At 46.9% G+C, this 13,273-nt stretch carries 12 protein-coding genes; 3 read left to right on the top strand and 9 right to left on the bottom strand.

The window, feature by feature from the left end; all coding sequences use genetic code 11:
* Positions 1–40 precede the first annotated feature (40 nt).
* The 3 genes from ICN18_RS00975 to ICN18_RS00965 are packed head-to-tail and all read right to left on the bottom strand — an operon-like array spanning position 41 to position 2,935.
* The gene (locus ICN18_RS00975; RefSeq protein ID WP_216188690.1) at positions 41–1,408 is read right to left on the bottom strand and encodes an NAD(P)(+) transhydrogenase (Re/Si-specific) subunit beta; all 1,368 of its coding nucleotides are present in this window, start codon (positions 1,406–1,408) and stop codon (positions 41–43) included.
* 33 nt (positions 1,409–1,441) lie between these two features.
* Complete coding sequence (locus ICN18_RS00970; RefSeq protein WP_011903634.1) at positions 1,442–1,780, bottom strand: proton-translocating transhydrogenase family protein; 339 nt, start codon at positions 1,778–1,780, stop codon at positions 1,442–1,444.
* A 24-nt stretch (positions 1,781–1,804) separates the two neighbouring features.
* The gene (locus ICN18_RS00965) at positions 1,805–2,935 is read right to left on the bottom strand and encodes a Re/Si-specific NAD(P)(+) transhydrogenase subunit alpha (protein WP_216188689.1); all 1,131 of its coding nucleotides are present in this window, start codon (positions 2,933–2,935) and stop codon (positions 1,805–1,807) included.
* 176 nt (positions 2,936–3,111) lie between these two features.
* Between ICN18_RS00965 and mnmA the strand changes: the two genes are divergently transcribed.
* Complete coding sequence (gene mnmA, locus ICN18_RS00960; protein WP_216188688.1) at positions 3,112–4,224, top strand: tRNA 2-thiouridine(34) synthase MnmA; 1,113 nt, start codon at positions 3,112–3,114, stop codon at positions 4,222–4,224.
* 79 nt (positions 4,225–4,303) lie between these two features.
* Here the strand turns inward: mnmA and ICN18_RS00955 are convergent, their stop codons facing one another.
* On the bottom strand, positions 4,304–4,918 hold the full coding sequence (locus tag ICN18_RS00955) for a glutathione S-transferase (protein ID WP_216188687.1): 615 nt from the start codon (positions 4,916–4,918) through the stop codon (positions 4,304–4,306).
* A gap of 95 nt (positions 4,919–5,013) precedes the next feature.
* On the opposite strand from ICN18_RS00955, the gene purB reads away from it, so the two are divergent.
* Both purB and ICN18_RS00945 read left to right on the top strand, forming a co-directional pair.
* Positions 5,014–6,393, top strand: coding sequence for an adenylosuccinate lyase (gene purB / locus ICN18_RS00950; RefSeq protein ID WP_216188686.1), 1,380 nt, complete (start codon positions 5,014–5,016; stop codon positions 6,391–6,393).
* A complete protein-coding gene (locus tag ICN18_RS00945) occupies positions 6,390–7,751 on the top strand; it encodes a 3-deoxy-D-manno-octulosonic acid transferase (RefSeq protein ID WP_216188685.1) in 1,362 nt (453 codons plus the stop codon). Before purB ends, ICN18_RS00945 begins: the two co-directional genes overlap by 4 nt.
* Here the strand turns inward: ICN18_RS00945 and secF are convergent.
* From secF to queA, 5 genes are all read right to left on the bottom strand, one after another.
* Positions 7,748–8,722, bottom strand: coding sequence for a protein translocase subunit SecF (gene secF / locus ICN18_RS00940; RefSeq protein WP_216188684.1), 975 nt, complete (start codon positions 8,720–8,722; stop codon positions 7,748–7,750). The two genes, ICN18_RS00945 and secF, sit on opposite strands and share 4 nt — an antisense overlap.
* A gap of 3 nt (positions 8,723–8,725) precedes the next feature.
* Positions 8,726–10,585 carry a protein translocase subunit SecD gene (gene secD / locus ICN18_RS00935; RefSeq protein ID WP_216188683.1) on the bottom strand — a complete coding sequence of 620 codons (1,860 nt, stop codon included), beginning with the start codon at positions 10,583–10,585 and terminating at the stop codon, positions 8,726–8,728.
* 25 nt (positions 10,586–10,610) lie between these two features.
* The gene (gene yajC / locus ICN18_RS00930; protein ID WP_216188682.1) at positions 10,611–10,937 is read right to left on the bottom strand and encodes a preprotein translocase subunit YajC; all 327 of its coding nucleotides are present in this window, start codon (positions 10,935–10,937) and stop codon (positions 10,611–10,613) included.
* A gap of 134 nt (positions 10,938–11,071) precedes the next feature.
* Positions 11,072–12,229: a tRNA guanosine(34) transglycosylase Tgt gene (gene tgt / locus ICN18_RS00925; protein ID WP_216188681.1), complete on the bottom strand. Its 1,158-nt coding sequence runs from the start codon at positions 12,227–12,229 to the stop codon at positions 11,072–11,074.
* Positions 12,226–13,272, bottom strand: coding sequence for a tRNA preQ1(34) S-adenosylmethionine ribosyltransferase-isomerase QueA (gene queA, locus ICN18_RS00920; protein WP_216188680.1), 1,047 nt, complete (start codon positions 13,270–13,272; stop codon positions 12,226–12,228). Before queA ends, tgt begins: the two co-directional genes overlap by 4 nt.
* Position 13,273 lies beyond the last annotated feature (1 nt).

Raw genomic sequence — 13,273 nt, 5'->3', positions numbered from 1 at the left:
CCCGAAGGCGGTCTTTTATTTAAAGGCTCGAGAGCCGGTCTTATTCAACCGCTTTAACCATCTCTTCAACCACTTTCTTCGCATCACCGAAGACCATCATGGTTTTATCCATGTAGAAGAGCTCGTTATCTAAGCCAGCGTAACCAGCTGCCATCGAACGCTTATTGACGATGATGGTTTTAGCTTTAAATGCTTCCAAGATTGGCATGCCAAAGATTGGGCTGCCTGGAGTGCGGGCTGCTGGGTTCACCACGTCATTCGCGCCAAGCACCAGAACTACGTCAGCCTGACCAAAGTCGCTATTGATGTCTTCCATCTCAAATACTTGATCGTACGGAACTTCAGCTTCAGCCAAGAGTACGTTCATGTGACCAGGCATACGACCAGCCACTGGGTGAATCGCGTATTTCACAGTCACGCCATGATGAGTTAACTTTTCAGTCAGTTCTTTCAATGCATGTTGCGCGCGAGCCACTGCCAAGCCGTAACCTGGAACGATGATCACAGTGTCAGCATTTTCCATGAGGAAAGCAGCATCTTCAGGTGATCCTGTTTTGTAGTTCTTAGGGCCGCCATCATCACCACCGCCAGCAGCAGCTTCAGCGCCAAAGCCGCCGAGCAATACGGCCAAGATAGAGCGATTCATCGCTTTACACATGATGTAGGACAGAATCGCGCCAGAAGAGCCTACGCAAGCACCAGCAATAATCAACACTGGGTTGTTCAAGGTAAAGCCAATACCTGCTGCAGCCCAACCAGAATAACTATTGAGCATTGATACAACCACTGGCATATCGGCACCGCCGATAGGGATGATCAAAGTTACACCCAACACTAGAGCGACCGCACACATTACTAGGAATGCTTCATGACTACCAGTCATGAAGTACATTACGCCGCCACCAACCATGGTGATTGCTAGGAGGAGGTTGAGTAAATGTTGACCAGCAAAAGTAACTGGCTTACCACTGACCTTGCCTGACAATTTGCCGAAAGCAATCACAGATGCAGTGAAGGTAATGGCGCCAATGAACGCGCCGATAAAGAGTTCAATCTTTTGCGCGCCAGTGTGGTCATGTGCTGGATTAAATACAGCAGCAATCGCAATTAACACGGCTGATAAACCTACGAAGGAGTGCATCAAAGCAACCAACTCAGGCATCTTTGTCATTTGCACGCGTTTAGCGGCAAGCGTACCAATGATCGCGCCGCCAACAATGGCAACACCAATCAAAGAGATAGCGGGTTTGAAATCAGGAATGAAGAAAGTAGTGATGACTGCTAGCAACATACCAATCATGCCGAAGGTATTGCCTTGGCGCGATGTAGTTGGTGAGGACAATCCACGCAAAGCGAGAATGAACAACACCGATGAAATGAGATAAGAAATAGCGGTTATGTTTGACATAGTTTTGGTTTCTGTATTGGTCTTATTCTAGGTTTATTTAGTTCCAGCCGCATCAGCCTTAGGCGCTTTTTTCTTGAACATCTCAAGCATGCGACGGGTGACCATAAAGCCACCAAAAATATTAATAGAGGCTAGGAATACCGCAACTGCACCAATGATGCTGGTGAGGGTGATTTCATCGCCACCGATCACTTCGGTTTGCAGTAAGGCGCCAACAATGATGATTCCGGAGATCGCATTAGTAACAGCCATCAAAGGCGTATGCAATGCTGGGGTTACGTTCCAAACAACGTGGTAGCCAACAAAAATGGCCAATACAAACACGGTAATGTTTTGAACGGTGAGGATGCTTTGAAAGGCAGCGAGATCCATAGTGTTTCCTTAGTATTTTTACTATTAGTTTTTGCGGATGGCTTGGCCATCACGACACATTAAGCAAGCGGTAACGATGTCATCATCACTTGGGATAACCAACTTCGCATCTTTATCGATAATGAGTTTCATGAAGTCGAGCAAGTTACGTGAGTAGAGCGCAGAAGCATCAGCACCAACCATGCTGGCTAAATTGGTATAGCCAACAATCTTCACGCCATTCACATCAACCACTTTGTCTGCTTGCGTTAATGGGCAGTTACCTGAACCGTTATCACCTTTGCCTGCAGCTAAGTCGATCACGATCGAGCCTGGCTTCATATTGGCAACAGTGTCGCTATGCAGCAGTACTGGTGGCTTACGTCCCGGAATTAATGCAGTAGTAATGACGATGTCAGCTTGTTGGGCGCGTTCTGCAACCAAGGCTGCTTGGCGCTTCATCCAAGCTTCAGGCATTGGGCGGGCATAGCCACCAACGCCTTGAGCAATCTCGCGCTCTTCGTCAGTTTCATAAGGAACGTCAACAAACTTAGCGCCTAAAGATTCGATTTGTTCTTTAGCGGCCGGACGCACATCAGATGCTTCAATCACGGCACCAAGACGTTTTGCCGTAGCAATTGCTTGCAAGCCTGCAACGCCAGCACCCAAGATCAATACACGTGCTGCTTTAACAGTGCCAGCAGCAGTCATCAGCATTGGCATAAAGCGTTGATATTCATTTGCAGCAACCATAACTGCTTTGTATCCAGCAATGTTTGCTTGGGATGACAATACGTCCATGCTTTGCGCACGCGTTGTGCGTGGTGCAGCCTCTAAGGAGAAAGCAGTAACACCTTGAGCAGCCATTGCTGCAATCATGTCGTTATCAAATGGGTCCAACATTCCCAGGAGAACGGCACCCGATTTAATTTGCTTCAGTTCTGCTGCTTCAGGAGCGCGTACCTTAAGAACAATCTCTGCGCCGAATGCATCTGCAGCGCTACCAATGGTTGCGCCTACAGCTTCATATGCGGAGTCAGGTTGACTTGCTTTTAATCCGGCGTCTTTTTGGATGACGACGGTATGACCTTGACCGATGAATTTTTTAACGGTTTCTGGTGTGGCGGCTACTCGAGTTTCCCCAGGCCTTGTTTCCAGTGGTACTCCTATGCGCATGGCATGTCTCCAAAAGCAAAATTTATAAAAAATCTATTTTAGTTAAATAGGGCTCATTGCGCCTATTTACTTACCCCTAAGTCCGTTTGCTTGGTTTTTGCCCAAAATCCTGTGAATTCAGGCTAAGACTTCTACAATATGGTCTGTAAGCTTATATTGAATTCTCGCATTTTTTGATGATCCCGCTCAATTCTTCCGCAATCCCGTCTTCCCAGACCAAGAAAGTCGTTATTGGCATGTCTGGAGGGGTAGATTCGTCGGTTGCTGCCTGGATGCTCAAGGAGCAAGGCTTTGAAGTTATTGGCCTTTTTATGAAAAATTGGGAGGATGACGATAACGACGAGTACTGTTCGGCTCGACAGGATTGGTTGGATGTTGTCTCCGTGGCCGATATGATCGGAATCGACGTCGAGGCAGTCAATTTCGCTGCTGAGTATCGTGAACGCGTATTTGCTGATTTCTTGCGTGAATACGCTGCAGGGCGAACACCCAATCCCGATGTTTTATGTAACGCTGAAATTAAATTTAAGGCCTTCTTAGATCACGCCATGAGTTTGGGCGCCGATGCTATTGCAACAGGGCACTATGCGCGTGTCCGTCATGAAGGTGGCAAAGTCCAGTTATTGAAAGCAGTTGATGCAAGCAAAGATCAAAGTTATTTCTTGCATCGCTTAACGCAGCAACAATTAGCTAATGTGATGTTCCCACTTGGAGAAATTCCAAAGACAGAAGTCAGAAAAATCGCAGAGCAAATTGGTTTGCATAATGCTAAAAAGAAAGACTCCACCGGAATCTGTTTTATTGGCGAGCGTCCTTTTAGAGAATTCTTAAATCGTTATTTACCGCGAGTACCAGGCCCGATTAAAACGCCAGAGGGAAAGACTGTTGGCGAGCATATGGGATTGGCATTCTTTACCTTAGGTCAACGCAAAGGTATTGGTTTGGGCGGCAGCCAAGACGGCAATGGTGATGCTTGGTATGTTGCGCGCAAGGATATTCCGAATAACACTCTATATGTAGCGCAAGGCCACGAACACCCGTGGTTATTGGCTAACAAGCTAGCTGCTATGGACGCAAGTTGGGTATCTGGTCAAGCTCCAACACCTGGAAGTTATTCAGCGAAGACACGTTATCGTCAAGCTGACTCTGCTTGCGTCTTAAGTGCAGGTAATGAAGCACTGAGTTTTGATTTAAGTTTTCCGGACGCGCAGTGGGCTGTTACTCCCGGACAATCTGCCGTTCTTTATGACGGTGATATTTGTTTGGGTGGCGGAATTATTTCCGCATAATCAAATTTAAATTTTCTGATAGTGAATACAAAAAAGCCAATCAAAACTGATTGGCTTTTTTAATGAAGCTGCAGCTTGACTAGGCAGCAGGTGGTTCAGTTTCAATAAACGAAGGTCGTTGTAATAACTTTTGATACAAGCGGTCTAAGTTTGGATATTGCGTTTGCCATTTCACTTCCGGAAAGCGAAACAATAAATAACCAATTGCGCAACCTACGGCGATGTCGGCCAATGTCATTTGGTTGCTTTGACACCAGGCATTCTCACCAAGTTGTTCAGACATTTGACGAAGGGCTGCATCAATTTTGCCCATTTGGCGGTCATACCAAGTTTGGCTTTGTTGCTCAGCTGGACGCAAGGTGCGCTCTAAACGAGCCAAAATACCGGCATCCATAATTCCATCGGCCAGAGCTTCCCAGGTTTTGACGGCTGCACGCTCGCGGTTATCCGCAGGGATAAGCTTGCTAACTGGGCTTAGGCCGTCGGCATATTCAGCGATGACACGGGAGTCATAGATGGCCTCTCCATCGTCAGCAATCAGGCAGGGGACCTTCCCCAAGGGGTTTGTAGAGCTGATTTTGGTGTCTGTAGCCCAGACATTCTCTAATTCGAGGTCTACATCGACCTTTTTCTCGTTAAAAACAATACGTACCTTGCGTACGTAGGGGCTAGTGAGGGATCCGATAAGTTTCATAGGTCTAAGTATAGCTATCCTAATTACCTCTTGCAGGGCTCCCAAACACATTAAAATTAGCCTTTATTGACATATTCAATGCAAAGGCAATATTCGTGAGTCAGCCGCTTTCTACCTTAAATGCCCTTTCCCCTCTTGACGGTCGTTATGCCGAAAAACTAGATGCTTTGCGTCCATGGCTTTCCGAAGCCGCTTTTATGCGCCAACGAGTTTTTGTGGAAATTCATTGGCTCTTGGCATTGGCTGCTGCTGGTCTTCCAGACGTGCCCAAAATTAACGCAGCTGACGAAGCCTTTCTACTTTCACTCCCAGAAAACTTCTCTGATGCAGATGCGCAGCGCATTAAAGACATTGAAGCAGTAACAAACCACGACGTTAAAGCGGTTGAGTACTTCTTAAAAGAAAAAGTTGCTGGACGCCCTGACTTATTAAAGGCAAGTGAGTTCATTCACTTTGCTTGTACTTCAGAAGACATTAACAATACTTCGCATGGTTTGATGTTGCGTGGCGCTCGTGATGAAGTACTCTTGCCCCAGTTGAGAAAAGTTCTTTCCGTTCTCACTGATTTGGCGCTTGAGCACGCAAAGGTGCCTTTGTTATCTCGTACCCATGGACAGCCTGCATCACCAAGCACTCTTGGTAAAGAGATTGCCAATATTGCTAAGCGTTTAGAGCGTGCGATTGATTCGATTGCCGCCGTTCCATTACTCGGCAAGATGAATGGCGCGGTTGGTAACTACAACGCCCATATGTCTGCTTACCCTGATTTTGATTGGGAAAACTTTTCTAAGAGTGTTGTCGAAAAGCGTTTAGGCCTCACCTTCAATCCGTATACGATTCAGATTGAGCCGCATGATGGTATGGCGCAACTCTTTGATGCGATTGCTCGTGCCAATACGATCCTTTTGGATATGGACCGTGACTTCTGGGCTTATATCTCTGTTGGTTATTTCAAGCAGCGTACCAAGGCAGGTGAGATCGGTTCATCCACGATGCCGCATAAAGTAAATCCTATTGACTTTGAAAACTCTGAAGGTAACTTGGGTGTAGCTAACGCACTGCTACGTCACCTCGCGGAAAAGTTACCAATCTCTCGTTGGCAGCGTGACCTGACTGATTCCACCGTATTACGTAACTTAGGCCCTGCATTTGGTCACAGTGTCTTGGCATACGACAGCGCATTACGTGGACTTGGCAAGCTAGAGGTGAATCTTGCAGCGATTGCTGCTGATTTAGATGCTTGCTGGGAAGTATTGGCTGAGCCAGTGCAAACGGTCATGCGTCGCTATGGTATCGAGAATCCCTACGAGCAGTTAAAAGAATTGACTCGTGGCAAAGGCATCAATCAGGCAGATCTTCAAACCTTTATTCGTGGTTTAAAGATTCCTGAAGATGCAAAAGCACGTTTACTGGAGATGACTCCATCTTCCTATTTAGGTAAGGCGGTCGAGCTGACCGAACGTCTCAAAAAGTGAGCTTGACGACCAATTCAGAATACGGGGCGCGTCCCCGGATCTGGTTTGCTGCTTACCAACTGTTGTGGCATCTTTTATTGCCATTGGCTTTCATTCGTCTAGCTTGGCGTGCACGCCATGCCTTTTCCTATTTACATCACATTCCCGAGCGTTTGGGTTTTGGCTATAGCAAGCCTATTACCCAAGGCTCTATTTGGATTCATGCGGTATCCGTTGGTGAGACTCGTGCAGCCCAACCCTTAATCGAAGCTTATTTGGCCAAGGGCGAATCTATTTTGCTTACCCATATGACTTTGAATGGTCGCCGCACAGGTAAGCAGTTGTTTGCTAAAGAGATTGCCGCTGGGAAAATTCGACAAGTCTATTTGCCGTATGACCTTTGTTGGTCAGTAGAGCATTTTTTAAAGACGTTTAAACCTAGGTTTGGACTCTTTATGGAAACGGAAGCTTGGCCTACCGTAGTCTTTCGCTGTAAAGAAATTGGCTTACCTTTATTTTTGGTGAATGCTCGTCTGTCTGAGAGAAGCGCTCGTCGCGTTAATCAATTTGGCCAAGCGGGGCGCTCATTGTTTCAAGCCTTTGCTGGCATCTTGGCGCAAACCCAATTTGATGCCCAGCGTTATCGCAGTTTAGGTGTTGAGAATATCCAGATTGTGGGTAATGTGAAGTTTGATGTAGCTCTAGATCAAGTCTTAGTGGAGCAGGGTAAACAGTGGCGACAAGATTTGCATGCAGGCAATCGAGTGATGGTCTGTGCGGCCAGTACCCGTGACGGCGAAGAAGCGATTGTTCTCAAAGCATGGAAAGATTTACTTGCAAATAATGCTTTTCCAATTCCCCCTTTGCTTTGCTTGGTGCCTAGGCACCCAGAGCGTTTCACGGAAGTAGCAGAGCAAATAAATAGTACTGATTTAAAGTTCCGCCGCCGCAGCGAGTGGTCTGGTATTCCCAGTGATTGCGCTGGACTAGATGTTGTTTTGGGTGATTCCATGGGTGAGATGCCGATGTATTACAGCGCCTCTGAATTGGTATTGATGGGTGGAAGCTTGCTTCCCTTTGGTGGTCAGAATCTTATCGAAGCGTGCGCTGCTGGCTGCCCTGTCTTATTGGGTGAGCATACCTACAACTTCCAGCAGGCAGCTCTTGATGCTATTAATGCTGGCGCTGCAAAGCGTATTCGTGGGGAGCTCATCTTGAGCGAGCCAATAGCCTTAATGGAGGCTTTGAAAGAATTACTTTTGAATGCTGCCGAGTTGGCAAAGATGAGTTCAGCAGCTACGGCCTACTCAATTGAACATCAAGGTGCAACTAACAGAATCTTAGCTGCCCTTGATCATCAAACTACATCACTTCATTAAACCCGCGCCCCGAAGTTGGGGTCATCGTTACGGGCATTGTCATCTGGCTTTTTATCGCCCTTGACTAAATCTTCTCGTGTAACACCAAGCCACATAGCAAGTGCTGCAGCAACGAAGACTGAGGAGTAGATACCAAACAAAATACCAATGGTTAGTGCCAAGGCGAAATAGAAGAGCGTTGGACCGCCAAAGACCAGCATTGCCAAAACCATCATCTCAGTACTGCCGTGGGTAATGACGGTACGACTAATGGTGCTAGTGATCGCGTTATCAATGATTTCGCGAGTGTTCATCTTGCGGTACTTGCGGAAGTTCTCACGAATACGGTCAAAGATCACCACGGATTCATTGACTGAGTAGCCTAGAACTGCCAGAACAGCCGCCAGAACGGAGAGGGAGAACTCCCACTGGAAGAATGCGAAGAAACCCAGAATGATCACGATGTCATGCAAGTTCGCGATGATGCCTGCAACCGCAAACTTCCACTCAAAGCGGAAGGAGAGGTAAACCACGATACCGATGATCACAAATAGCAGGGCCATCAATCCGTCCATTGCCAATTCACGCCCAACCTGTGGTCCAACAAACTCCACACGCTGTAGTTTTACGCCAGTTGTGGCTGTATCCAAGGCTTGCATTACTGCAGTGCTTTGGTCTGCAGAGGAAATCAACTTGCCTTCAGCATCTTTTTGCAATGGCAGGCGGATCATGACATCGCGTGAGCTACCAAAGTTCTGAATCTGGGTATCTGCATAGCCGAGCTTCTCAACCTTGGCGCGAATAGAGTCTAGAGGCGCTGTCTGTGGATAGCTAACCTCCATCACCGTACCACCGGTAAATTCAATGGAAAGATGCAGGCCGTTATGCCAGAGGAAAAAGACTGCTGCTAAAAATGTAATTAAAGAAATTGCATTGAGCACCAATGCATGGCGCATAAATGGAATGTCTTTTTTGATTCTGAAAAATTCCATGGCTTATTTCTCCTGTGGGCGCCAAACTTGGCCGATAGCGAGTTTTTGAATCTTCTTATGTCTGCCGTACCAGAGGTTGACAAGGCCACGTGAGAAGAAGACAGCCGAGAACATTGAAGTCAGAATGCCTAAGCAGTGAACTACTGCGAAGCCCTTGATGGGACCCGATCCAAACGCCAACAAAGCGAGACCAGCAATCAAAGTTGTTACGTTAGAGTCCAAAATAGTTGCCCAGGCCTTATCGAAACCTACTGCGATTGCCGTTTGTGGAGAGGCGCCATTACGCAACTCTTCACGAATGCGTTCGTTGATCAATACGTTCGAGTCAATCGCCATACCCAGAGCTAAGGCCATCGCGGCAATACCCGGCAATGTGAGTGTTGCTTGCAGCATGGACAGCACCGAAATGAGCAAGAGCAAGTTCACTGCCAATGCCACAACAGAGAATGTGCCAAACAATAAGTAGTAAACCATCATGAAAATAGCGATTGCACTAAAACCAATTAAGAGGGATTTGAAGCCTTTCTCAATGTTTTCAGCGCCAAGGCTTGGTCCAATCGTACGTTCTTCAATGATTTCCATTGGCGCTGCCAATGAGCCTGCACGCAGGAGGAGGGCTAAGTCATTCGCGCTCTCTGTAGTTGGTTGACCAGTAATTTGAAACTTGGAACCAAACTCACTTTGAATGGTGGCAATTGTGAGTACCTCACCTTTACCTTTTTCAAACAAGATCATGCCCATGGGCTTGCCAATATTTTCACGGGTGACCTCTTGCATCACGCGACCACCAGCAGCATCTAAGGAGATGTTTACGGCAGGATGTTGGTTTTGATCAAAGCCGGCGCTTGCATCGGTAATGCGATCACCACTGAAGATCACTGACTTTTTAAATACACCTAAACGATTTTCACCAAAGCGGAAGGTGTCCATGCCCGGCGGAGGTGTTTCACCTAAACCGATAGTCGAAACTAAAGGATCGGCTAAGCGTGATTCTAGGGTTGCTGTGCGGCCAATGATGTCTTTGGCGCGAGCTGTATCTTGAACGCCTGGTAATTGCACCACAATGCGCTCAGCACCTTGTTGCTGAATTACTGGCTCTTTAACTGCTAATTCATTCACGCGCTTATTTAGGGTGATGATGTTTTGTTTAACAGCGTTATCTTGAATTGCTTTTAATGCAGTTGGCTTAAATTCCCCAACTAATTTTGGCGAGAGTCCGGTAGGCTTTACTTGCCAGATCAGCTCTGGCTGGGAAGTCATCAATACTGTACGGGCTGCTTCAGCATCGGCAGTGCTGCCAAAATTAATGGAGATGAAATCAGCGCCACGCTCAATACCTTGATGGCGAATGCTCTTATCGCGTAATTGACCACGAATATCAGTTGCCAAAGAGGTAACCTTCTTCTGTACTGCGCCCTTCATATCTACTTGAAGCAGGAAGTAAACGCCGCCACGCAGGTCAAGACCCAAAGGCATTGGCAATGCATTGATTGCATTAAGCCACCCTGGAGTATTGGATAGAAGATTTAGTGCAACGGTATAGCTAGGTTCGTTTTGATCAGTATTTAATTTTTGCTGCAAAAGATCGCGTGCACGTAATTGAATATCGGTGTTATTGAAACGAACTTTGATTGAGCCCACATTTCCGGCAAGCTCAAAGAAGATACCGGTGTTGTTAATGTTGGCTTCAGTCAGAATTTTTTCTACACGAGCCTGCGTTGCCAAATCAACCTTGATGGTTGGTTTGGCAGACGAGACTTGAACCGCTGGAGCCTCACCATAGAAATTGGGTAATGAATATAGTCCGCCGATTAGCAATGCAACGGCGATGACTAGATATTTCCAGAGAGGATAGCGATTCATATTGAGATACTTTTAAACAGATGAATTAAGCAGACTTCAGTGTGCCTTTTGGCAATACTGTAGTGATAGCACCTTTTTGCATTTGCACTTCAGTGCCGGCAGAAATTTCAACAGTAACAACTTGGTCTTTCAATGCAGTTACTTTGCCCATGATGCCGCCAACTGTAACTACTTCATCACCAACGCCTAAGGACTCAAGCATGGCTTTAGTTTCTTTTTGACGCTTCATTTGTGGGCGAATCATGATGAAGTACAAAACTGCAAACATCAAAATCAAAGGGAGGAAGCTCATCAAGCCACCAGAATCTACGCCCGCTGCAGGAGCTTGGGCAAAAGCGTTACTAATCCACATACAAAACCTCCATTAATTACCAATTAAAAACTGCTGAATTTTTCGACCAATAAACCTAAGGTCGTAACCCGCAATTCTAAACTGTGTGGGGCTTTGGAGGTGACTTACAGGGGGTTTTGCCCCCTGTAGGGCTATTAGTCCTGTCCAGGTTCTACGCCACGCTGGCGATTGCTATGAAATTCCTCGCGATAAGCGCTAAAGCGGTCTTTGCCAAGCGCTTCACGAACCTCAGTCATGAGCTGGAGGTAGTAAGACAGGTTGTGGATAGTGTTGAGCTGGGATCCCAGGATCTCATTGGCCTTTTGGAGGTGATTTAGGTAGGATCTGGTGAAGTTTTGGCAGGTGTAGCAGGCGCAGGTAGGGTCAACCGGGCGATCATCATCCTTGTAGCCAGAATTACGGAGCTTTAGGTCGCCAAAGCGGGTAAAGAGCCAGCCATTTCGGGCATTACGGGTGGGCATCACGCAATCGAACATATCAATACCTAAACTGACACCTAAAATGAGATCTTCTGGTGTGCCAACCCCCATCAGGTAATGGGGCATATGCTCCGGCAGTTTTGGTGCGGTGAAATTCAGGATCCGCTCAAACTCGGGCTTTGGTTCGCCAACAGAAAGGCCGCCAATCGCAATGCCATCAAAACCTTGTTGACTAACCGCATCCAAAGAAAACTCACGAAGATTTTCGAACATGCCGCCTTGGACAATGCCAAAGAGACCGTTACCCGTGTTCAGTTCGCGAAAACGTTTGAGGGAGCGATCACCCCAACGTAGCGACATCTCTAGCGAGGCGCGCGCAGTTTTTTCAGAGGTGGGTTGACCTTTGATCTCGTATGGAGTGCATTCATCAAACTGCATAGCAATATCGCTATTGAGTACCGCCTGAATTTCCATCGATACTTCTGGCGACATAAATAATTTATCGCCATTGATGGGTGATGCAAAAGTTACGCCTTCTTCAGAGATCTTTCGCAGTGCGCCCAAGCTGAATACCTGAAAACCGCCCGAGTCTGTCAGGATGGGTTTATCCCAGCCCATGAAACGATGTAAGCCACCATGTTTCTTAATGACATCTAATCCTGGTCGTAGCCAAAGATGAAAAGTATTGCCTAAAATAATTTGTGCTTTAGCTTCGTTGAGGTCACGCGGAGTCATGGCCTTTACGGTGCCATAAGTTCCTACTGGCATAAAGATGGGCGTTTGCACGCTACCATGTGGAAGATCAAGTTGACCAAGGCGAGCAGGGCTTTGTGAGTCCCGCGCTAGGATATTGAAGTGAACTGGTTTGGTCATAACTTTATATTCTCGAGTCGGCAAAGAAACATCGCATCTCCATAACTAAAGAAACGATACTTCTGATGAATGGCATGTTGATAAGCAGCACGAATATTTTCCATTCCTGCAAAGGCGCTAACCAACATCAATAGGGTAGATTTTGGCAGATGAAAGTTAGTCAACAAACAATCCACCGTTTTAAATTGATAGCCCGGGGTAATAAAGAGATTGGTCTCACCGCTGCTTTGACCACTTGCTGCATGGCTCTCTAGGGCGCGTAGGCTGGTTGTACCTACCGCAATCACTCTGCCGCCGCTTTTCTTAGTGGTCTCAATCGCTTGTAAAGTTTCTTGGGGTATTGAGTACCACTCGTAGTGCATCTTGTGTTTTGAGAGATCTTCTTCGCGCACTGGTGTAAATGTTCCAGCGCCTACATGCAGTGTGACCGAAGCTTGGTTGACGCCCAACTCCTTTAGCTTTTGCAAAATCGCTTCATCAAAATGTAAGCCAGCAGTCGGAGCTGCTACTGCCCCTGGATTTTTTGCAACCACGGTTTGGTAGCGCTGAGCATCCTCGCCATCGGGTTGATGCTCAATATAAGGAGGCAAAGGTAGCTCGCCAAAACGCTCAAGCAAAGAAAAAATATTTTCGGGAAAGCGAACTTCATAAAAACGTCCGTCATAGCCAATCATCTCAACAGGAAATGTTTCTCCTGCTTGATTATGGATATGCACGATGCTGCCGGTCTTGGGTACCTTAGATGCCCTGATCTGTACCCACGCCTGTTTCTCGCCGCTAATCCGTTCGATGAGTAATTCAACGATTCCACCAGTCTCTTTTTTGCCATGTAGGCGCGCTGGAATCACTTTGGTGTCATTGAAGACTAATAAGTCCCCTGGCCTTACAAGGTTAAGAATGTCCTTAAACTGTCGGTCTAGCAGTTGGGCGTGATTCGGCCCGTCAGCCCTAACCTCTAGGAGGCGGCTATCAGTCCTGTTCGCCAAAGGATGTTGGGCGATTAGGTCGGGTGGGAGTTCGTAATTGAAGTCGGAAAGTTGCATA

Origin of the sequence: Polynucleobacter parvulilacunae (assembly GCF_018881715.1) — a bacterium.
GTDB lineage: Bacteria > Pseudomonadota > Gammaproteobacteria > Burkholderiales > Burkholderiaceae > Polynucleobacter > Polynucleobacter parvulilacunae.
Note: the sequence above shows the minus strand (reverse complement) of the source record. Positions and strands in the feature narration are given on the sequence as shown.